Raw genomic sequence first — 22,194 nt, 5'->3', positions numbered from 1 at the left:
TTGAGGCAGTGTTTCACTGCCTCAATGATTAGATTACTTGTATTATTTCAAAATACACGAGTTAATCACCTTCCTTGACGATAATTGGACAAATTGATGTACGCCAATGTAAACACCCCACAGGTAAAAAACCGCAAATTAGCTTGGTTTGATGATGTGTTGTTGCTGGGCATTATGGCCATCCTTGCCGCTTGTGGCTTAATCTATGAATACTTGTTGTCTCATTATGCGGGTCGAATTCTTGGTGCATTAGAAGCCGCTATCTATACCATGATAGGCTTAATGATCGTCTCGATGGGCATTGGTGCATTTGCTGCCCGTAAAATTCGCTGCGCCTTTACAGGCTTTGCCGTTTTAGAGCTGATTGTGGCCTTATGCGGTGCGTTAGCCATCCTCATCACGGCTTCTATTATCGGCTTTAGCCAGCAATTACCCCTCATTATTGCCAACACCTTAGGTTTACCCGCCGATCAATTACCCAGCGGGGGTTTTATTGGTTCCTTTCAGAACCTGAGCCAGTATTTACCTTACGTATGGGGTGTATTGCTTGGATTAATGATCGGCATGGAAATCCCCCTCATTGCACGCGTACGTCAAGCGCTTTGCGAAGAACACTTGTTGCATAATGCGGGTACCATTTATGGCGCTGATTACATAGGTGCGGGAATAGGCGCTGCTATTTGGGTTGGATTCATGTTAACCATTGACATTCAACTCGCCGCAGCACTGACAGCCAGTTTTAATTTATTTGCTGGGTTTATGTTTATTGCCCGCTTTTGGGATAAAATCCGCCATGTTAAGTTATTACTTGTGGGCCACATTTTAGCCAGTGGATTACTGGTTATTTTGGCTTTACATGGACCCCATTGGGAACAAGATTTTAATAATCTGCTGTATAAAGATAAAGTAGTTTACAGTAAAGCCACCCGCTTTCAACAACTCACCTTTACCGAGCGCCTGCGAGCCGCTTCCCTTCCCCCCGTCTATTCCATGTACATTAATGGCAGATTGCAATTTTCCAGTAGTGACGAGCATATTTATCATGCTTTTTTAGTTCACCCTACACTGGCTGCCAGCGCACGCCATGATAATATTCTGATTATTGGCGGTGGAGATGGATTAGGACTAAAACAGGTGCTTAAATGGCAACCGAAAAACGTCACTCTCATTGATCTTGATGAAGGATTAATTGACATTTTTAAAGATCCTGCCCCCAATATACCTCCACAGCTTCAACAGGCATTGTTAACGTTAAACGGCAACGCTTTAAATGATCCTAGTGTCAATCTTGTTTTTGATGATGCCTATAATGCCGTCGATAAATTACTGGCTAAAGGAAACATGTTCGATGCCATTATTGTGGATCTGCCCGATCCTAGCCATCCCGATTTAAATAAACTGTATTCCGATGTTTTCTATCGTAAGCTCAAAGAATTGTTGAGCCGAGACGGTGCAATTACTGTGCAATCAACCTCTCCCTATCATGCAGCTAATGCGTTTATTTCTGTCGGTAACACGTTAGAAAGTGCGGGGTTCACCGTTAAGCAATACCACCACAATGTCCCAAGTTTTGGCGAATGGGGCTGGAGTATCGGTACCTTAATGGGGAGTGACGCCAAGCAACGCTTACAAAAAATGACACAGCTGCCAGTAAACGATCCTTGGCTCACCCCTGCACTTATCCACGGGGCCTTTGCTTTTCCAGCACAATTCTATAAAGATAAGACCCAGATAAAAGTCAATGTTTTAGGCTCGATGCAATTGTATCAATACCATCAAAAAGCCTGGTTAAATGACCAAGGATAATAGCCTTTAGTAGTGAAGGTTATAAAAACGGTGGGTTAAGTAGGTTTAGGTATATTAACAATGAGATAGTGCTTGACATATTATGTCAAAGTGCTAATCTTTAATTAAGACATAATATGTCATAAGGACAAACATGAATATACACAATATCGCGGGTCACCTCAATGATCTTGGTGATCGCAGTCAAACGGGTCTTCAATTCGATTGTTACCCGATTGATGGCGAAATCGATGTGTTGCAAGTCAACATCGTCAACCGTGAAGAGTTACCCATATTTGTATCGGTTACGGATAACCAAATTCTCTGCATTAGTTATTTATGGGGAGAAGACGAAGTTAAGCCTGACACACGCTTAAGCATGCTTGAAACCATGTTAGAACTGAATATTCCGATGCCACTGTCATCGTTTGCCAAAGTCGATGATAAATACGTCGTTTATGGTGCCTTATCAGTACAATCTAGCATGTTAGAAGTAGAACAAGAGTTATCGGTGTTATCTGATAACTGCCTAGAAGTCATCGACGAATTGGTCGACTATTTGAAATAAAGGAGCCTATTATGGGCATTTTAAATAAAATTCTTACCGCATTTCGTGGCGGTGCCTCTGAAGTCGGACAAAGTATCGTAGATGCAAACTCGACCCGTATTTTTGAACAAGAGATACGTGATGCAGAAAAGCACTTAACCAAAGCTAAACGTGATCTTACGGAAGTCATGGCCAAAGAGATGCAAGCCAGTCGTGAAGTCGATCGCTTAAAGCGTTCAGTGGCTGAACATGAAGGTTATGTTGCCCAAGCACTGGAAAAAGAAAACGAAAGTTTAGCATTAGAAATCGCTGAAAAAATTGCATTGCTTGAACAAGAGTTAGCCGATCAACAATCGGCCAATGAAAGCTTTACGGCTCACGCTACTCGCTTAAAAGAGCTTGTTCGTAAAACTGAGCGTCAACTCACTGATTATCAGCGCCAGTTAACGATGGTCAAAACGACTGAAAGTGTGCAAAAAGCAACTGCAACGATTACGGACTCTTTCGCGGGTAGTAATTCTAAACTGTTAAATGCTAAAGATTCTTTAGAACGTATCAAAGCACGTCAGCAAACTTTCGATGATCGTCTTCAAGCAGCTGAAACTTTAGCCGAAGATAATAACGATAAAGCATTAGCTGATAAATTAGCAGAAGCGGGCATTGGTGAGCAAAAATCAAATGCTAATGCAGTATTAGATCGCATCAAAGCGCGTAAAGGCTAAAGGAGATAGACGTGGGATTTCTAAGCGGCCTCTTTGGCAAAAAAGAAGCACCTAAACGTCAGCTCGATCATCCTAACAAGCTTAACAAGGGAGATATGATCTCCCTTGATGATAGCTTTGCCTTGCCTGCGCTTCTACGCGGGCAACAACTGAGGGTCGAGACTATCAATACTTACGAGTATAAGCGTAAACAGTTCGCTGAATGGGTACTCAAAGGGCACAGTAATGAAACCATCTTTCTTTCCTTAGATGAAGATGATGAAACCTACCTTTCTTTATCGGTAAAGGTGACTCGCGATCAAGTCGAACAGCTATTTGATCTTGATGAATTTGCCAACATTTTTGAAGAACCCGGTAAAGCTGAGCTTTCCACCTTAGCCCCCAATAATGAATTAGCGAACCAGCTTGATAGTTGGTATGCTGATGCTTATCATCAAGTTTCTTTTTCTGATTTAGGTTATTTTCATAAGCAAGATTACCGTGGTCAAAAACCACCACAAGATGAAGAAGGCGAACGAGGTGAGGCGTTTGAATCTTATCAACTACTCAGTAGTGATGAAACCAAGGCCATTGATATCGAAGTCTACGAAGGGGGTGTTACCGACGTCATGCTAACACTTTACCGACCTCTATCTGATATTCGAGATTACTGGCCTGCAACGCTATAATCCCACTCATCGAAGCCTAGTCAATATTGTTGAGACTAGGCTGATAGGTCCCTTGAAACCAAAAAAATGGTAACGCCATGAGTAAAAGTTCATTGCCGCCGCACTGGCAACAAAACCAAAAAGCAGCAAAAGCAACTCAAGTGGCTTTCGATCTCGATGAAAAATTTCAATATTCTATTCGCAAAGCGGCACTCGACGCAGGTGTGAGTCCATCCGATCAAATTAGAGATATCTTAGGCTTAACTGTCACTAAACGCCCAAAACGCCCCAGACTAACAGTATCGTTAAGTAATGATGATTATGCGCGGCTTGCTGAAAAATACCAGTTGCCTATCGATGCTCAGCTTGAAATAAAAAAACAAGTGCTTAATGATTTAGTCCAATTTGTTGATGAGACCTAATCCACTTTTCGATAAAATGATATTACGCCATTCAAAGGTTTTACATCGTCTAAGCTTGCAGCTTATACCCAAAACGTGACAACCCATTCACATTAGCCCGTGTATTAATTTGAAATGGACGAAGAGACTGGGCGCCGAATACTGCACAAAACAGAAACGTTAACCCCCATGTTATTAGCCATGATGCTACTGTCATTATTATCGGTTATCGTTGTTTTAACCTTGGTATTTGGTAACCTCAATGCTGAGACCCGCTATCTGTTATTTATTCTTGATACCAGTATTTGTATTATTTTCTTAATCAATTTTTTTGCCGGACTCTTTAAATCATCCCATAAAAAAGAATATCTTAAACGTTACTGGTCGCCATGATGACCATATTGACGCTATCTTCCGTTTTTATGCTGATTGTTGAAAATGGGGTTCAAGGTGCCAATATTCTCACGGCAGAGGATGCTATTTGGTGGGCCGTCGTCACTATTTCTACTGTGGGTTACGGTGATTACTATCCTATCACTCCATTGGGTCATGTCATTGGTGCAGTAGTGATTGTCTGTGGAGTCAGTTTTTTTTGTGTCATTTCAGGTTATATGGCATCGATACTCATCGCCCCAGGCGATCATGAACAACTCGAAGCCTATGGCAATGAAATGCGAGCCGATTTTGAAAATTATTGCAATCGTGTTGAAGAGAAACATAATAACCTATTAGCAGAAATCACAGAGCTTAAACAGATACTTACACAGCATAATCAAAACGAAATAAAATCAAAAAAAGAGGAATAGTACCTCTTCATCTAGTATAAAGTAAAACTCGGGATAGCCGTCAGACCATAACACCCCAACTTATTTTTATCACATTGCTTTTAATGCTATTTTAACCAAAATTATCTGCAATAATCCATAATGTGGATTATTGAATAATGCAGATATTTCATCCTTAATATTGGTTTCATTAATACATTCCGATGACGATATGTGGCCAATTTTTAATGCATCAACCTCTTTTATAAAATGCGTAAACATCGCTTTATTGTCGGCAGAAAAACACTGAGCTTGAGAAAATACAATTTGTAGCAATTGTAAGTTCTGCTGAAACTGACAATATAAAGCCCTAGGATCGGACAACGATGGATTAAGCTGCAGATCTTCCCATTGCAACCAGCAATCTAACCCTATTTTTACGCAATCAAATGCTCGCTTACTTTTAATCTCATGATCTCTCTCGTGAGAGAATGCATCCACTTTCTCTTCTAATACCGATAATAATACCTCCGATCCTGCACCTTGTTTCTGAACAATAATCCCCGCTTCTGCCGCTAATAGATAGCCTCTTTTAGCCTTACTCGATTTTCCTAATCTCACAGGTACTTTAGCCGCTAACCGCTTAGCCAGTGTTAATAATTCAGCCGGATCACCAGAAATTAACTCGAGCTCTAACTCACAAATCGTTTCGCTAAATTCACCCACATAAATCGATCCGAGATCCAATGCGACTTCGATGACAGTATGATTAACGTGAACATGCCAGCATTGACGACTAAAATCTGTACTAAACAAACACTGAAGTGCATCATTAATATGACTGACTTGTGTATTATTTGGCCAAATAGTATTAGGGGAAAGTGTTAAGTCAGGAAAATTTTTCTGAATATCAATATTATATTCAGGCCGACTATGCACCCCCCCCACCACCGTTCCTGCAGTCTTGATCGTTTGCTCTAATCGACCATCTTCCGCCCTAATTCTCAGTCCCATATCCCAACGCCGCAATTGTAAATCTGACGTATCAAAATATTGGTTTTTGAGAAAAACAAGCGGCTTAGATTCAGCCTCATTCAAGTTATCAAACAGATTTATAATGTTTTTTTTATTATTTTCTTGAAATAACAATTTCAGTTCTATTTCGATTGCCATCTGATTTTTTACATCCCCCATCATGAAATTTTCATCAAACTGTCATTAAGCCTTCATGCGTGTAATATTTTTGTAATATAAACGCCGTAGGATGCGATTTACAGTTGTTCACTAACCCGTTAAAATAAAAACTGGCCCATTTATACAAAAACACAGTTTTAATACGTTGGCGCTTGGGTTAACATGCGCCCGCTTTTCCAATAATGGAATAACCAAAATAGGTAAACGGCAATGCCAGTCAACTCTATTTTAGGCGTGTTTGCAAAATCGCCCATAAAGCCTCTACAAGAACATATCGACAAAGTATATGATTGTTCATCCCTACTTGTCCCCTTTTTCGAAGCCACTATATCAGGAGACTGGGATAGTGCCGTTAAGCTGCGTAAAAAAATCAGCCAAGCAGAAAGAGATGCTGACTCACTTAAACGTGAGATCCGCTTGAAACTGCCCGGTGGTTTGTTTATGCCTGTTGAACGCACTGACTTACTGGAGCTACTCACCCAGCAAGATAAAATAGCAAATAAAGCAAAAGATATTTCAGGTCGAATCATTGGGCGAGAGCTCCTTGTACCGGCTGTGATCCAAGCCCCCTTCTTGACCTATCTGGCTCGTTGTCTTGACGCTGTTAGCATGGCCAAAGAAGCCATTAACGAACTCGATGACTTGTTAGAGACAGGCTTTCGTGGTCGTGAAGTGACACTAGTTGAAAAAATGATCAGCAAACTCGATAGCATAGAAGAAGATACGGATAGTTTACAAATCAACATCCGTCGTCAATTATTTGCAATCGAAAACGAGCTAAACCCAATTGATGTGATGTTTCTTTATAAAATCATCGAATGGGTAGGTGAATTAGCCGATCTCGCAGAACGTGTCGGTTCTCGTTTAGAGCTAATGCTAGCTCGCGTCTAACAATAAGATTATTAAGGCAGTGACATGGTTGATGTATTAATCACCAATGGCCCGTGGCTAATCGCCATCGCGGCCACATTTGGGTTTTTAATGGCATGGGGTATTGGCGCAAACGATGTCGCCAACGCAATGGGGACTTCTGTAGGCTCTAAAGCTATTACCATTAAACAAGCGATTATTATCGCAATGATTTTTGAGTTTGCTGGAGCCTATCTCGCCGGTGGGGAAGTGACCAGTACAATACGTAAAGGCATTATTGATTCCGCCTATTTCGTTAATGATCCCCAGTTATTAGTGTATGGTATGATAGCTTCATTACTGGCCGCAGGTATTTGGTTAATATTAGCCTCAGCACTCGGCTGGCCTGTATCAACCACTCACTCTATCATTGGTGCCATCGTTGGCTTTGCCGCCGTGGGTGTGAGTCCTGATGCGGTTGAATGGGGTAAAGTCGGTGGAATCGTCGGGTCGTGGATTATCACCCCCGCCATTTCAGGTTTTATTGCCTTTGCCATCTTCCAAAGCGTACAAAAACTCATCTTCAATACCGATGATCCTTTGCATAATGCCAAGCGTTATGTCCCTTATTATATGGGATTGGCAGCCTTTGTTATGGCATTGGTGACCATCAAAAAAGGTCTAAAGCATTTAGGCTTTGACTTTACCAATGGTCAAGCCTACGCTCTGGCTGTAGGTCTATCTGTATTGGTTATTCTCGGTGGTATGATTGCGATTAAGCGTTTAAAAATGGATGCTAAAGCCGATCGTCAAACCCAATTTGGTAATGTTGAGAAAGTTTTCGCTATCTTGATGATTGTGACCGCTTGTTGTATGGCTTTTGCCCATGGTTCGAACGATGTTGCCAACGCTATTGGTCCATTGGCAGCCGTTGTTGCTGTTGTTAACAGCGGCGGTGAAATTGGCAGTAACTCACCCCTAGTGTGGTGGATTTTACCTTTAGGCGGTGTCGGTATCGTCATGGGCCTTGCTATTTTCGGTAAGCGCGTCATGAAAACCATTGGTACCAATATTACTCACTTAACACCAAGCAGAGGCTTTGCAGCCGAGCTTGCTGCGGCATCAACGGTGGTGATTGCTTCGGGTACTGGCTTACCCATTTCAACCACGCAAACGTTAGTCGGTGCGGTATTAGGTGTCGGTATGGCCCGCGGTATTGCGGCAATCAACCTCGGTGTTGTCCGTAACATTGTAATCTCTTGGGTTATTACCCTGCCTGCTGGCGCTGGACTGTCTATCATTTTCTTCTTTACCATTAAAGGCATTTTTGGTTAAGTCGCGCTCTGAATAGATAACATCATTGAAATATCTTCAATGTCAAAGAAGCCTGCTCTTTAGCAGGCTTCTTGTTTTTAACGCTAACAATGCCAGTATCACTTGCAAACAGCACGCTAAATCCCTAGCATGTCCTCTTATATTAAATTGATGAGAATCCCTAAGTGTTAAGACTCCTGACTTTAGTGGGGTTGATGTTACTCTCCCCAAGCTTACTCGCGGCCAATCAAACTCGCTATATCTCTGATGATGTCTATCTCTATCTGCTGGGTGGACCAGGGACTCAATACCGTATACTCGGCAGTATTGAAGCAGGCCAAAGTGTCACTTTTTTATCTGAAACCCAAGGTGACTATAGTAAGGTTACCGATCAAAAAGGACGAGAAGGCTGGGTTGAGAGCAAACTCTTAACCAAGAATGAAAGCCTACGTTTTAAATACCCTAAGCTGCAAAAAGAATTGGAACAGACAAAAGCTAAGCTAAGCCAAGCATTAGGTTCTAATGACAATAATGTCCAAGACCTGAGTGAAGTAACATCTCAACTCGCTAAAATAAAAGCTATTCTTGAGACCACGACGACTCAAAAAGATAAAGCCATCGCTAAGCTCGATCATATGCAAAAAAATGAACGCTTTGAAATGTGGAAACAAGGAGGCATCATCGCAGGTATTGGCCTTATTTTTGGCATGGTCCTTGTTTACTTACCAAGACCGACTCGTAAAAAGAAAAATAGTTGGTAATCAAAATCTTATTATAACAAGGCAACCCCACCTTCTTCTAAAGCCAATGCTATTTGCATTGGCTTTTTTATTCCCAAAAAAAATAACAACTTTTCCTCTTGTTCCTCACAATATTTTGTCGTTATACTCTCGTTTAAATAATCACATATTGTATACAAAATACAAAATACAAAAACAAGCCCTAATCCAATAAAAGCGCCGCTTTATACTGGCTAATGGGTAAAATGGAAATAATCGCTATGTTTAAAGCCAGCCAGCTTCTCTCCGGTTTCTATAACTCTGCCAATCTTGATCTGTTATTTAATGCCATTAGTGATAATTACATTGTCGATGAAGAAGCCTATTTATCTGAACTTATTACCTTAGTCCCGACTTCAGTTGAAGCTATTAACGCTATTCATGCACGCTCTGAAGCCTTAGTGAAGCAAGTGCGTCAATACGATAAAAAAGGACTCTCTGTCGGCATCGATGCCTTTTTGCAGCAATATAGCTTAGACACCCAAGAGGGCATTATTTTAATGTGTCTCGCAGAAGCACTACTTAGGATCCCTGACAGTGCGACCGCCGACGCCCTTATCCAAGATAAACTGTCAGGTGCCCAATGGGATGAGCATTTACGCCAAAGTGATTCAGTCTTAGTCAATGCATCAACTTGGGGATTAATGCTGACGGGTAAAATCGTCAAGCTTGATAAGAATACCAATGGAAAGCCCAGCCACCTCCTGAATCGCTTAGTGAATCGAATGGGTGAACCAGTGATCCGTCAAGCCATGCTCGCAGCAATGAAAATAATGGGTAAACAGTTTGTATTAGGGCGTAGCATCAAAGAAGCCTTAAAAAACAGTGAAGCCAAACGCAAAATGGGCTATACCCACAGCTATGACATGTTAGGTGAAGCGGCACTCACACAGGCCGATGCACAGCAATATTTTCAAGATTATAGCCAAACCATCGATGCATTGGCATCAAAACGCTATGATGAAAATGATGCACCTAGACCGTCTATTTCCATCAAATTATCGGCATTACATCCACGATATGAAGTCGCTAATGAAGCGCGCGTTTTAACAGAACTTTACGACACCCTTCTGCGGCTGATCATTCAAGCACGAAAAGTAAATATCGGCATCTCTATTGATGCTGAGGAAGGTGATAGACTCGAATTATCGCTAACACTTTTCAAACAGCTCTATCAATCTGAGACCGTAAGAGGTTGGGGGTTACTCGGCCTTGTCGTTCAAGCCTACTCTAAACGCGCCCTTCCCGTTTTGTGTTGGCTGACTCACTTAGCCAAAGAGCAAGGTGATGAAATTCCCCTTAGATTGGTAAAAGGAGCGTACTGGGATAGCGAACTGAAATGGGCGCAAGAAAAAGGCGAAGCGGGCTACCCCTTGTTCACCCGTAAGGCAGGAACGGATGTGTCTTACCTCGCCTGTGCACGTTATTTGTTATCCGATGCGACTAAAGGTGCTATCTACCCGCAATTTGCCAGTCATAATGCGCAAACAGTTGCCAGCATCACCTATATGGCAGGCGATCGCCAACATGAATTCCAACGTCTTCATGGCATGGGCGAAGAGCTGTACGATACTCTTTTAACTGAAAACAAATCCATCAGCGTCCGAATTTACGCGCCTGTGGGTGCCCATAAAGATTTGCTGCCCTATTTAGTTCGCCGCCTATTAGAAAATGGAGCTAATACGTCTTTCGTTCACAAGCTGATTGATCCTAAAACCCCAATCCATTCGCTCATAACACACCCTGTTATTAGCCTGAAAAAACATAAGACATTGGCTAATGAAAGGATTACATTACCCGCGCTTATTTTTGATGATGGACGTCAGAACTCAAAAGGATTAAATCTTAATATTGCTTCTGAAGCCAAGCCTTTCTTAGGTGCTATCAATCAATTTAATCACACTCAGTGGTCAGCCGCGCCTTTAGTGGATGGAAAACGTTTACAGGGGGACTGCATTACCATTACCATTACCAGTCCATTTAACACTCAGTTATCAGTGGGAAAAGTCATATTTTCTGATGACAAGGCCATTGAAAGTGCCCTTGATAGTGCCAGCAAGTCTTTTCATCGCTGGTCAAGAACCCCCGTTGAAGTCCGTGCTAACGCCCTAAACAAATTAGCTCATTTGCTTGAAGAAAACCGCTGTGAACTCATTGCACTATGCACTCGAGAGGCTGGGAAAAGCATTCAGGATGGCATAGATGAAGTGCGTGAAGCCGTCGATTTTTGCCGTTATTACGCACTGCAAGCCACAAAAATGATGGCAAAACCACAGTTATTAAATGGCCCCACAGGTGAACTGAATGAGCTTTTTTTACAAGGGCGAGGTATTTTTATTTGTATCAGTCCTTGGAATTTTCCGTTAGCGATTTTCTTAGGCCAAATTACTGCAGCGCTCGCAGCAGGAAATACTGTTATTGCCAAACCTGCGGAGCAAACCTCTTTAATTGGCTATCGCGCAGTAGAGCTCGCTCACCAAGCAGGTATTCCTGTTGATGTATTACAGTTTTTACCGGGAACTGGTGCCACTGTTGGCGCAGCGATTACAAGTGATGAACGTATCGGCGGCGTCTGCTTCACAGGCTCGACTCAAACAGCGAAACGGATCAATATCACCTTAGCCAACCGCGAAGGCCCGATCATTCCTTTGATCGCTGAAACGGGAGGTCAAAATGCCATGGTAGTAGATTCGACTTCTCAACCAGAACAAGTGATCAATGATGTTATTTCATCAGCCTTTACCAGTGCGGGACAACGTTGCTCTGCATTGCGAGTGTTATATTTGCAAGAAGATATTGCCGAACGTGTCATTGAAGTAATGAAAGGGGCCATGGATGAGCTCAGTATTGGCGATCCTAGCCTGATAAAAACCGATGTTGGCCCCGTTATCGATGCTACAGCCCAAGCCAACCTCAGTGCCCATATTGATCATATCACGCAAACAGGTCAGTTATTAAAATCCATCACGCTCCCTGATGGGACAGAGCATGGACATTTTGTCTCGCCAACAGCTGTTGAAGTCGAATCTATTAAGGTTCTCAGCAAAGAGCATTTCGGCCCTATTTTACATGTGATCCGCTACCCTGCGGCTAAACTAAATCAAATCATCGACGATATCAATAGCACTGGTTTTGGACTGACTCTTGGGATCCACAGTCGTAATGAAAGTCATGCTTTAAACTTGGCTGATCGCGTTAATGTCGGCAACGTCTATATCAATCGTAATCAAATTGGCGCGGTTGTCGGGGTACAGCCTTTCGGGGGACAAGGCCTATCTGGCACGGGACCCAAAGCGGGCGGCCCGCATTATTTGACTCGATTCGTGACCGAAAAAACCCGTACCAATAACATTACCGCAATCGGTGGCAATGCCACCCTATTATCTCTGGGCGATAGTGATGACTGGTTAGAAAAATAATTTGATAAAAAAAACAAACCCACATAAAAGTGGGTTTGTTCGTTATCATTCATCAATCCTGTAAAGCGTAATAAATTATTGCGCCTTCCAACTTAAATCCACAGTCGCAAAACTACTATACGCATGCGCGCCGATATACCAAGTTCCTGCAGCGGGTGAGTTAATCGTACAGGTTTCTTCATTGCCACTTTTAAACGGACGGCAATCATAGTTAGATTGATCCGGTTGCCCTACCTGCCTGACGTATAAATCAGTATCTCCGGATCCTCCAGTCGTCGACACTAACAAGGATTGTGCACCATTAGGCACTGTGATTTCATAATAAAGCCATTCTCCAGTACTCGCTGATAGGTCCAACCAACCACCACTATCCCCACCCCCATTGCCTTCACTGTATGAGCCGAGTAATGTCATACCTGAATAACTCGAGTAACCACGCACCATCACATAGTAATCGCCTGCAGCATCTGGGGTAAAGTTACAACTTTCATCATTGCCACCCACATATGGACGGCAATCATAATCATTGATTGTTGGCCTTGTACCTAATTTCACGTATACATCAGCATCCCCAGTTCCACCCGCGATACTGATCTTCACTGAATTGGCTAACGCAGGTACCGACAAGACATAATTGACTTCACTGTCTTTTGCTCCTGATAAGTTAGTGACGGGCACATCATTTTCTAACGGAATACTGTTATCACTGCCTGCCTCGGTATTAAAACCAAGCTCGATTGCGAAAATTATCGCCAACTTTGCAAAATTAAGCGCATGAGCACCAGTGGCATCTAATTTATCTTCAGTATCATTAATGGTGTGAATATAATTATTGTAATCGTTCATTCTAGACTCAAAAGGCATACTTGCTGGGTAGCCTAAGTTATGCCAAGAGGCATGATCTGAGCAACCATAACCACAGCTATCCGAGCCATAATTAACATTGGGTAGATAAGTATCAAGCAAGCTCATTAAATAAGCATTAAGACCAGAATCTGTATAGTCATCCATAAAAACAATGTCTTCACTACTGCCAATATAACCGGTCATATCCAATTGCATCACGGCTATGACATTATCATTGTCACTTGATGCCTGACTGGCAATTTCACCACTCCCCCGTAACCCAACCTCTTCAGCAGCATACCCCATAAATTTTATGGTACGTTTTGGCTGAATGCCTTGAGTCATAAATACCCGAATAACTTCTGTCAATGTCGCTATCCCTGAAGCATTATCATCAGCCCCTGGTGCCTGCATGTTATTTCCAGAGCCTGAGTTACTAATGGAGTCTAAGTGACCTCCAATAACAATGATATCATCAGGCATTTCACTACCTGTTAAGGTTAACACCACTGAATCTTGAGACCATGAAGCATGAGGGAAATAACTCATACTTGCCCAACTCTCATTACTACTGAGTTGACTCCATGTATCACCCACCCATTGTGCGGCACTGACACCTTGAGTCGAATTATAATAGCGATTATCAAAAGCCGACAAGGTACTGATGGATGCTAATAAACTGGCATTAGACAATAGAGGCAAGGCAGAGTGAACTTTCTCTGCTTGATTGATTGGTGGGGGATTAAATGCTAATGAATGCACCGGAAGTTGACTGGCTGCATAAGCTTCGGCCTCAGAATCATGAACAGTAAATCCTCCACAACGTTGATGACTTTCATGCATCAGCTGACTCAGGGTTAACACTTGTTTATCTGATATTTTAGCGATCATCTTATGCTGTAAATTATCAGGACTGCTGGGCATTTGAATGGTTGCATTGACTTGCTTTAAAACGGTGAGTGCATCTGCATCGGTCGTTATCCATAGTTCATCAGCATGAAGATTTAATGCCAGCAAAGATCCCGAGAAACCAAGTAATAAAATAGTAAAAACACGCTTCATTTTTATTTTCCTTTCAATTTTTTTGATTAACTGTCCTTTTTTAACCTGAACTCGAGATAATGAGTATCTGTTAGACTGACAACCTTATTTAATAAATCATTTAAAATAAAATAGTTAACTAGAAATTATCACTTTAAAGCCATGCTTAGTACCGAAAATTTTTATCGATATCAAGACGGGATTTCATCCGTAATAGCAGGCTATTACTTGAGGTCTCAACACTGATAGGGGCTAAATAGTGATATCAAGCGGCACGGCTTAAACCGAGATAAGGTCTTTATAACGAATTTGCTGATGATGATGCAATCAGCATATTGCCAATCACAGTATAGACATATAACAATTCGATAACACTAATTTAGCGTTAACTAAATTGCTTTACCTAAAAGAAAAATCTACAAAATAAAAAATGAAATTATCCCTTCACTCTTAGCAACACCGAAACCACCACTAATATCTAAGTGAGACAAAAGTCACAACGTGATCAACATCACTATCAAGTGTGACCCATTGTCGCATTAAAGACTTTAGGGTTTGACCTTGTTTTAAGTTTAATGAAAATGCGCAGCTCAATGACAAGACAGAGTTATCATGACGTTCCAACAGCCCCCATCGTGTACCGCTATTATTTTAGTCTTTAGCCTGAGTCCTTTTGGATTAGTGTTCGCTAATGCTCAAAACAAGAACAATAATGACATTACCTTTGATGAACATATGATCATCACTAGCGATCGCATGCTTGAACCGATAAAAGTCAGCACCGATCCGAAAAAACCAAGGCTGCCATTACCCGCTTATGATGGCGCTGGATACCTTAAAACCATACCCGGTTTTAATGTGGGTCGAAAAGGTGGCGCTGGCGGTGATCCTTCCCTACGTGGAATGGGGGGATCTCGCTTAAGTATTGTTGACGATAGTCAACACGTATACGGTACTTGTGGTGGCCGTATGGACCCACCAACGGCCTATATTTATCCAGAAGCCTACTCCAGTATTACTGTCATAAAAGGCCCGCAAACGGTTAAATATGGCCCTGTAGGCTCTGCAGGCACAGTGTTATTTGAAAAGGAACGTCATGCTTTTACTGACACCGATATTGAAGGGCGTGCAAGTACCACTGTAGGCAGTTTTTCACGTCGAGATTATGTTGCTGCATTAAAAGCTGGCAGCTCACAAGGTTATTTAAATCTTGATGCCAATCAATCTCATAGTGGTGATTATAAAGATGGTCGAGGCAATAGAGTGCAATCCAGTTACAATCGCAATAATGCTAATGTTGCACTCGGCTGGACACCCACGCAAGACAGTGTGATCGAGCTGGCTTATGGACATTCAAATGGTGAAGCCCAATATGCCGATAGAGCAAATCAAGCACGAGAGATTAAAAATGAAAATATAAGCTTACTGACTCAATTTGATGTAGATCTCCAACTATTAAAGAGAATAGAGTTACAAGCCTATAGTAACCATAATAATCACATCATGGACCAATTTGACCAAGGGGTAAATGCTGGTGCCAATGTTCGCCGTAGTACTGCCGGTGGACATATCTGGTTTGAGCTCAGCCCAAGTTCAGACATCGAACTCACTTTGGGACTGGACTATATGCAAAGCCAGCACAAAGGACGTTATATTGATAAAACTCAAGATCAAGGCCTAAGTGACTTACTCGCTAAACCTTTTCGAGATAATCTGCATTACAACAATAGTGCGATGTTGAGTGAATTAACTTACTCGTTATCGACTGGAAAAGTCGTATCAGGTTTACGATTTGATCACTGGAATACTGAACTCTTTATCGGCCAAACTGGACAACGGACTGATGATTTAACCAGTGGCTATCTTCGCTATGAGCTGCCAATACAGCAAGCTCTGTATTATATCGGCATAGGTCATGCGCAAAGGGTCCCTGATTATTGGGAGATAATGAAGGCCTCGCCAGACGATCTCAACCATAAAGCGTTTAATTTAAAACCTGAAAAAAATACCCAAATTGATATAGGCTGGATTTACCAAGGTGAAATAGGCATCTCTACATCATTGTTTTATAGTCACGTTGAAGATTATATTCTTATTAATACCAATACAGAAAAAACGACGGCATATAATATTGATGCCTCCGTTTGGGGCGGCGAACTCGATATGAGCTACTTGTTTACCCCTCATTGGTCAACACAGAGCAGTATCAGTTACAGTCATGGCCGTAATGATACAGAACACACAGCCCTTGGCCAAATATCCCCATTAGAAGCTAAGTTTTCACTTAACTATCAATACCAAGCTTGGACAGCTGGTGCATTATGGCGCGTGGTTGCATCACAAAATAGGATCGCACTAGGTGAAGGCAATATTGCAGGACAAGACTTGAGCCAAAGCCATGCCTTTAACACCTTAGCACTCAATATGAGTTGGCAACATGATTTAGGCATTCTGGTCAGTTTAGGTATCGAAAACCTACTGAATAGCACTTATGCTGAACATATTAGTCGCTCTGGTGCCAAAAATGATGCACCAGAAAGCGAGCCGATGTTTCAAGTGAATGAACCTGGCCGCACTGCTTGGATCAAAATCGATTATACTTTTTAACACCTATTATTTTAGACTTAAATTTGAATAATACCCTCAACTAAACGATAGCCAAGAAACACCGTGTTCTTGGCTACTCATCCAACAGTATTTTGTTCTTCTATAATAAAAGCACTTGCCTCTCTATCATCTTAACCCTGATGAAAGGATGTCATATGAAAGCCTACGCAATCTTCTGTTGCCTTTTTTATGTTGTTAGCATCAACGTTTCCGCCAAAACAACAGCTTCGCTCCCTACGCCATTTGAATCTAGCTCGCAATCAGCGCTACCAACGTCAAAAGCAATTAATATTTATTTACAACAGATTGTAAAACAAAGTAAAATCACTTATCTGGTACAGCTAGGCATATTGGCAGGAAAGCGCCCTATCTACGCTGTCCGTCTTTCAAAATAGCCCCCAATTTCTTAAAAATGGCCAAGCCTATCCTCAAAATCTCACCATCATGCTAGTCGCTTCACAACACGGCAATGAGCCTTCAGCTGCAGAGGCCATGCAAATATTGCTCAAGGAAATCGCATCAGGCAGTAAAAGAAAATTCCCTTACCTAAAGCCTATGTCATTAATAAACATCAATCGCGCTTTAAACAATGGCTAGGACACCATCATATTCAATACAGCAACCCCAAAGAAAACCACGCCCTCACATTAGAAGCCTTATTTGCAGAAGATATCAACATATCCACAGAGCATAAGCCTGGTATTCGTGATTTTGTCAGTCTAACATTAATGGGAAAAATCCAAAAAACACCTATCACAACAGAAGACATTTGGATCCCACTGGATCAACCTAAAGCCGCTCTTGCAGCCATCATGCTCGATCCTCGCTCTTCAACTGCCATTTTTCAAGAGCCGAATTGGTAATCTATGCTTAAAGAAAAGCCCTTAGCGATCTATATCATACCTAAAGGCAGCCACATAAAAGAAGTGATAGAATAATACCAATTTAGGGGCTATTAATGGAAAGCCAATGAACTCACAAAATAAACGCGTCTTTCTTGGATTTTCATTAACCGAGCAACAAGCTCAAATGGTATCACTTATCCAGAGCCAGTTACCGGATAATGTGAGGTTAATCCCCAAAGCCAACTTACACATGACCTTGGCTTTTTTGGGCGGGATCAGCCCACATCAGCTAACTATGCTCAGTCAACAGATCACAATCCTTAAAAAACCAACATTCGAAGTAACGTTGAACGAACTGGCCTACTGGAAGAAGCCGAAGATATGTTGTTTAAAAGGTATGACCAATGACGCAAACTTAATCCAATTAGCCAATAACACTCAATTGATTGCGAAAAACCTAAACTTACATCAAAGCGAATACCCATACACCCCACATATGACGCTATGCCGTAAGGCCAAACTGGCTATGGAAACACTCATTCAAAATATCACCTATCAGCCTCTTATACTCAGACCGAATAAATTACACCTATTTGAGTCTTATTCAGGAGAGCACGGAGTCGAATATCCCATTCTTAAAAGCTGGTCACTCGCAAACCGTTATCCACTAGACGACTAATTAGGTACGGTGATAATGCCTCAGAGACTGTTCTTTTTGCCTAGCCAAACTGAAAGCAGATACACGTTTTAAATAGCCAATCACACGAGTCGCATGATCAACATCATGACTCTGGCATTGTGGGCAATGATAAAGCGTCTGTTTATCAATATGTTCACAATGATTACAGACGGTAAGCTTTACATTAATACAAAAGTAGTTACAGCCCGTTTTGGCTGAAATATTGAACAAATTTAGATAATTTTCTGTGGTCAGTTTTTCTGCCAGATTGAGATGCAAAGCAGAGCCTCCATCTAAATATTGTGTCACGTCTTTCCCATGTAATATGAATTTGTCTAAATGATTAATCTCATCATCTTCAACAATATAAAAGTAAGAATTGTAACAATCACGATTAACAATATACCCATCACTTCTATCCCATTTAGCATTTTTGACGCCTAGATTTTCAGCAGGAACAAACTCAGTATTGAATAAATAACCATACTCTTTTCGAGCTTGCTGATTAGCCTGATAGATTATGCTCAATTGCTCAGAAACAAACCGTTTGTAATTTTCATTATTGTTAGCATTAAGGCCAATAAATTCAGCAGCTTCAACCATGCCATTAATACCAATAGTGAGAAACTGTTTATCTAAGCTAATAAAACCCGCATCATAAACTGACAGCGCACCTTGGGCTAAGTAGTCTTCCATTAAACGACGATAGGCCACTTGATATTTTTGAATTTTGTTTATTTCGGTGGCAAGATCAGCTTTATTTTGAACCAAACGATTCATATTCAAGGTAATAACATTAATCGAGCCTGTCGCCACACCACCTGCACCTAAGGTGTAAGAAAAAGTATTATCGGTTATTTCATTACGCAGTCGACAACAGGAGGCTAAGGAATCTGCACTGTCTGATTGATAAATAAAAAAGGAGTTGCCATTGGCTAATTCACTGGCCAACATTTTGGCAAATGTTTCATCTTTACAACGATTATTTTCCGTTAGCATCGCAGCGGTAACAACTGGGAAGGTGAGTATGGCTTGCTCTCTTTCTTTATTCAGCCAGCTTAGAACAAAAGATTGCAGTTTATCAACGCTCGCCCAACTAGGATGACTTAAGTCAGGAAAAACAAACTGAGCAAACATAGAATCAAAATAATGTTGATCGAAAAGTGATATATTCCAAAACACACTCTGATATCCTCTAGCTGCTGCTGGTTGGTTAATGGCATAAATGACATGCTGCAGATGGTTTTTAATCATATCTTGATGCGTAGTTAAATAATTTATCCCTAATTCTTTACGGGCAAAATAATCAAAATAAGTCAAAAATTCAACGGTGGCTACCGCGCCAGCGAATTGAGCTGATATCGCAAATACCAAATTAACAAATGATCCACAAAATGAGGCAAGATGCTGCGGGGCCTTTGATTCTCCTCCAAGCTTGGTTAACCCATCAAGCAAAAACGGATACATACTAATAGAGGTGCAATAAGGCTTGATACTGGTTTCATCATGAACATAAATTTCATGTGCTTCGACTTGCCGTTCGTATTCTAATGCTAAATCATGATCAAATATCTCAGTAATTTTATTCTTCACTAACCCTCTATTGATTTGAATATAACAATCTTTGAGTAATTCAGCTTCGAGAGTTGCAATATTCTTATGAGTGACATTGGCATTCGCATCCATTTTTGACGATTCGGCAGCATTGTTGGCAGCAAAATATTGACTGATAAAATTGATTTTTTCACGGATTTGATTTGAATTAAGTCGCAGCATGCTGTTCTCCCGAACAAAATAAATGAGTTAAGTTTTTTCCTGTTTGTACATCAATAAATTTTTGATTCGTTTTTGGATTGTCTAACCCTCCCTTTTCTTGCTGCCATGATCCTGTTTTTAAGAAATTGAGATGTTGGATGATCTGTGGAGCAACAACCTCTTCTCCTGAGTACAAGCAAGTGAGCAAACCATGCTCTTTTGCAATAACTAGTTTTTCTATAAGCGGCAACGGAGCCCACTCCCCCCCAAAAAAAAGAACACAAGTGATCAGCCCCTGATATTGGGTCAATAGATCTGTAAATGTTTGATTTGTTAGTGGGTGTCCATGTGTCTCTTGCCAAAGTTCAGGACTATGGCAACCCTTGCAGCCAATTTGGCAACCTGTTATGCAAAAACATAAGCTGACTTGGTTGGGGACTTCTTGAAAAACAATACTGGGTATGGTGCAATTGAACATAGAACTCTATATATTGTGTCGAAATAAATTATAGGCACAATATATAGTATGCATACCTAATTCGTACTTGACTTAAATCAATTTGACATCACTATTTTTAATAAAAATAAACACACTTGTGAAAAGCAAACAAAAACAGAGATGTCACTGTTCATCCAATTGGGTGGTCTCAACAATACACACTTTCAAAGCCATTGGTATTCACCTTGTATAAACGCTTCAGCTTGATTCGTTGGGATATTAAGCAATGTTGGGAATGATGTCGCCATACAATCTAATCCTATTTTTAAGTCAACTTATCAGCGATTAGTGACTATAGGAAAACCTAGGAAAGTCGCACTTATGATCTGAAATTAAGGCCTGTATCGGGAAGATGGTTGTGATTTAAAATTCAATGCTAAGAGAGGGGGGTTTGTGGGAAGCGCCAAAAGCGTGAAATTAGCGATTGACGCCATCGTCTTGTTATTTGTTTATTTGTTTATTTGTTTATTTGTTTATTTGTTTATTTGCAATAATTGATGATTACTTTCCCACACATATAACAAATCATTAATGTTTTCATCGCTACCTGGTGGTTGCCATAAATTTGTTTCTTGATGTTTAGCACCCATTCTATGATAAAAACTACGAGCATTTAAATTGTCTTCTAGAACTTCAAGGTATATACCTTTATTCTCAAATAGTTCGTCAACCCATTGAGAAATTAAATACATTAAATGTTTGCCAACTCCATTACCTTGTACAGATTGTGAAACATGTAAATTATCAATGAATGTTCCCCATTTAGGGCTCTCATTTCCAAGCGCACAAATGAAGCCACAAATTTGACTGTTTTCAGTCGCAATTAGTACACGTTGATTCTGCTTTGGACTAGATAAACGGTTAGCCCAAGATGAACGACGTTCTTCCCATACTTCATTATCTAGAAAGTTATCGGGGAATATCCCTCTATACGATTCACGCCAGCTTTCAGCATGCAACTTAGCCAAACTTTCTAAGTCATTTATATTAGCAATTCTGTATTGCATAAACTGATTAACTCCAATGACAACTAACCTTTGTATGGTACGCATGCGCGTTCATTACATCAGACCATTAAGAACACGTATTGCTAATGTACTGTATTTAATGAACTAACGAATTAAACCTGCTACACACTTCGCATATTGAGCAACAAAATACCACTTCAACGCAACCTTTGTAAGAAAATTGTTCCATAAAATAAAAAGAACAAGAGACATGGAGCCGTTACCGAGGAGCACTTCAGTAACTTGAAGGCATTCTTGCTTGGAACATTTGTAACCGTCCGAGCAAGTACATCTTCAACTGCGTTCATTGATCCCTTATTTTAACATCACATCAGGAGTTAACATGACTAAACGTTCTCATGAAGAGTGGATTGAATTAATAACACAACAGAGCGAGAGTGGCTTAACCATTGGCGATTTTTGCCGCCAACATAAAGTGAGTACCAGTACTTTTTATGCCCGTAAAGCCAATAAACCTAAGCAACAAGCAGGCT

19 protein-coding genes and 2 pseudogenes are annotated in these 22,194 nt (G+C 41.0%); 16 read left to right on the top strand and 5 right to left on the bottom strand.

The annotated features are described in order from the left end of the window. Positions 1-96 precede the first annotated feature (96 nt). The 6 genes and pseudogenes from L2764_RS15405 (at position 97) to L2764_RS15380 (ending at position 4,908) form a co-directional block, all read left to right on the top strand. Positions 97-1,806, top strand: coding sequence for a polyamine aminopropyltransferase (locus tag L2764_RS15405; RefSeq protein WP_248941154.1), 1,710 nt, complete (start codon positions 97-99; stop codon positions 1,804-1,806). Between the two features lie 133 nt (positions 1,807-1,939). After that, positions 1,940-2,353 carry a YjfI family protein gene (locus L2764_RS15400; protein ID WP_248941153.1) on the top strand — a complete coding sequence of 138 codons (414 nt, stop codon included), beginning with the start codon at positions 1,940-1,942 and terminating at the stop codon, positions 2,351-2,353. An 11-nt stretch (positions 2,354-2,364) separates the two neighbouring features. Then, on the top strand, positions 2,365-3,054 hold the full coding sequence (locus tag L2764_RS15395) for a PspA/IM30 family protein (RefSeq protein ID WP_248941152.1): 690 nt from the start codon (positions 2,365-2,367) through the stop codon (positions 3,052-3,054). 11 nt (positions 3,055-3,065) lie between these two features. Then, positions 3,066-3,722, top strand: coding sequence for a hypothetical protein (locus L2764_RS15390; RefSeq protein WP_248941151.1), 657 nt, complete (start codon positions 3,066-3,068; stop codon positions 3,720-3,722). A 77-nt stretch (positions 3,723-3,799) separates the two neighbouring features. Beyond that, positions 3,800-4,123: a hypothetical protein gene (locus L2764_RS15385; RefSeq protein ID WP_248941150.1), complete on the top strand. Its 324-nt coding sequence runs from the start codon at positions 3,800-3,802 to the stop codon at positions 4,121-4,123. A gap of 114 nt (positions 4,124-4,237) precedes the next feature. Then, positions 4,238-4,908: pseudogene (locus L2764_RS15380) on the top strand (potassium channel family protein). A gap of 69 nt (positions 4,909-4,977) precedes the next feature. On the opposite strand, the gene L2764_RS15375 reads toward L2764_RS15380, so the two are convergent. Continuing rightward, positions 4,978-6,063: a CYTH domain-containing protein gene (locus L2764_RS15375; protein WP_248941149.1), complete on the bottom strand. Its 1,086-nt coding sequence runs from the start codon at positions 6,061-6,063 to the stop codon at positions 4,978-4,980. A gap of 207 nt (positions 6,064-6,270) precedes the next feature. Between L2764_RS15375 and L2764_RS15370 the strand changes: the two genes are divergently transcribed. The 4 genes from L2764_RS15370 (at position 6,271) to putA (ending at position 12,421) form a co-directional block, all read left to right on the top strand. Next, on the top strand, positions 6,271-6,951 hold the full coding sequence (locus tag L2764_RS15370) for a TIGR00153 family protein (RefSeq protein ID WP_248941148.1): 681 nt from the start codon (positions 6,271-6,273) through the stop codon (positions 6,949-6,951). Between the two features lie 24 nt (positions 6,952-6,975). Then, positions 6,976-8,244, top strand: coding sequence for an inorganic phosphate transporter (locus L2764_RS15365; protein ID WP_248941147.1), 1,269 nt, complete (start codon positions 6,976-6,978; stop codon positions 8,242-8,244). A gap of 164 nt (positions 8,245-8,408) precedes the next feature. Continuing rightward, positions 8,409-8,984, top strand: a complete 576-nt coding sequence (locus L2764_RS15360) for a TIGR04211 family SH3 domain-containing protein (protein ID WP_248941146.1) — start codon at positions 8,409-8,411, stop codon at positions 8,982-8,984. Between the two features lie 224 nt (positions 8,985-9,208). Beyond that, positions 9,209-12,421, top strand: coding sequence for a bifunctional proline dehydrogenase/L-glutamate gamma-semialdehyde dehydrogenase PutA (putA, locus tag L2764_RS15355; RefSeq protein WP_248941145.1), 3,213 nt, complete (start codon positions 9,209-9,211; stop codon positions 12,419-12,421). 75 nt (positions 12,422-12,496) lie between these two features. Here the strand turns inward: putA and L2764_RS15350 are convergent, their stop codons facing one another. Next, positions 12,497-14,329, bottom strand: a complete 1,833-nt coding sequence (locus L2764_RS15350) for a M20/M25/M40 family metallo-hydrolase (RefSeq protein ID WP_248941144.1) — start codon at positions 14,327-14,329, stop codon at positions 12,497-12,499. Between the two features lie 591 nt (positions 14,330-14,920). Here L2764_RS15350 and L2764_RS15345 point away from each other — a divergent pair. The 4 genes from L2764_RS15345 to thpR all read left to right on the top strand — a co-directional run bounded on the left by L2764_RS15345 (position 14,921) and on the right by thpR (position 18,439). Beyond that, on the top strand, positions 14,921-16,915 hold the full coding sequence (locus L2764_RS15345) for a TonB-dependent copper receptor (RefSeq protein ID WP_248941143.1): 1,995 nt from the start codon (positions 14,921-14,923) through the stop codon (positions 16,913-16,915). A gap of 155 nt (positions 16,916-17,070) precedes the next feature. Beyond that, on the top strand, positions 17,071-17,310 hold the full coding sequence (locus tag L2764_RS15340) for a hypothetical protein (RefSeq protein WP_248941142.1): 240 nt from the start codon (positions 17,071-17,073) through the stop codon (positions 17,308-17,310). 333 nt (positions 17,311-17,643) lie between these two features. After that, positions 17,644-17,778: a hypothetical protein gene (locus tag L2764_RS27800; RefSeq protein WP_283107034.1), complete on the top strand. Its 135-nt coding sequence runs from the start codon at positions 17,644-17,646 to the stop codon at positions 17,776-17,778. Positions 17,779-17,884: 106 nt separating this feature from the next. Beyond that, a complete protein-coding gene (gene thpR, locus L2764_RS15335; protein ID WP_248941141.1) occupies positions 17,885-18,439 on the top strand; it encodes an RNA 2',3'-cyclic phosphodiesterase in 555 nt (184 codons plus the stop codon). Here the strand turns inward: thpR and nrdD are convergent, their stop codons facing one another. Next, on the bottom strand, positions 18,440-20,215 hold the full coding sequence (gene nrdD, locus L2764_RS15330) for an anaerobic ribonucleoside-triphosphate reductase (protein WP_248941140.1): 1,776 nt from the start codon (positions 20,213-20,215) through the stop codon (positions 18,440-18,442). After that, complete coding sequence (gene nrdG, locus L2764_RS15325) at positions 20,202-20,672, bottom strand: anaerobic ribonucleoside-triphosphate reductase activating protein (protein ID WP_248941139.1); 471 nt, start codon at positions 20,670-20,672, stop codon at positions 20,202-20,204. Before nrdG ends, nrdD begins: the two co-directional genes overlap by 14 nt. Positions 20,673-20,936: 264 nt before the next feature. Here nrdG and L2764_RS15320 point away from each other — a divergent pair. Next, positions 20,937-21,060, top strand: a pseudogene (locus L2764_RS15320) (IS110 family transposase); the annotation flags it as partial. A 106-nt stretch (positions 21,061-21,166) separates the two neighbouring features. Here L2764_RS15320 and L2764_RS15315 read toward each other — a convergent pair. Next, positions 21,167-21,745: a GNAT family N-acetyltransferase gene (locus L2764_RS15315; RefSeq protein ID WP_248941138.1), complete on the bottom strand. Its 579-nt coding sequence runs from the start codon at positions 21,743-21,745 to the stop codon at positions 21,167-21,169. 298 nt (positions 21,746-22,043) lie between these two features. Between L2764_RS15315 and tnpA the strand changes: the two genes are divergently transcribed. Continuing rightward, a partial coding sequence (gene tnpA, locus L2764_RS28550) for an IS66 family insertion sequence element accessory protein TnpA (RefSeq protein WP_446539684.1) occupies positions 22,044-22,194 on the top strand: 151 nt, incomplete at its 3' end.

It is taken from the genome of Shewanella surugensis (genome assembly GCF_023284005.1).
GTDB classification, from domain to species: Bacteria; Pseudomonadota; Gammaproteobacteria; order Enterobacterales; family Shewanellaceae; genus Shewanella; species Shewanella surugensis.
Note: the sequence above shows the minus strand (reverse complement) of the source record. Positions and strands in the feature narration are given on the sequence as shown.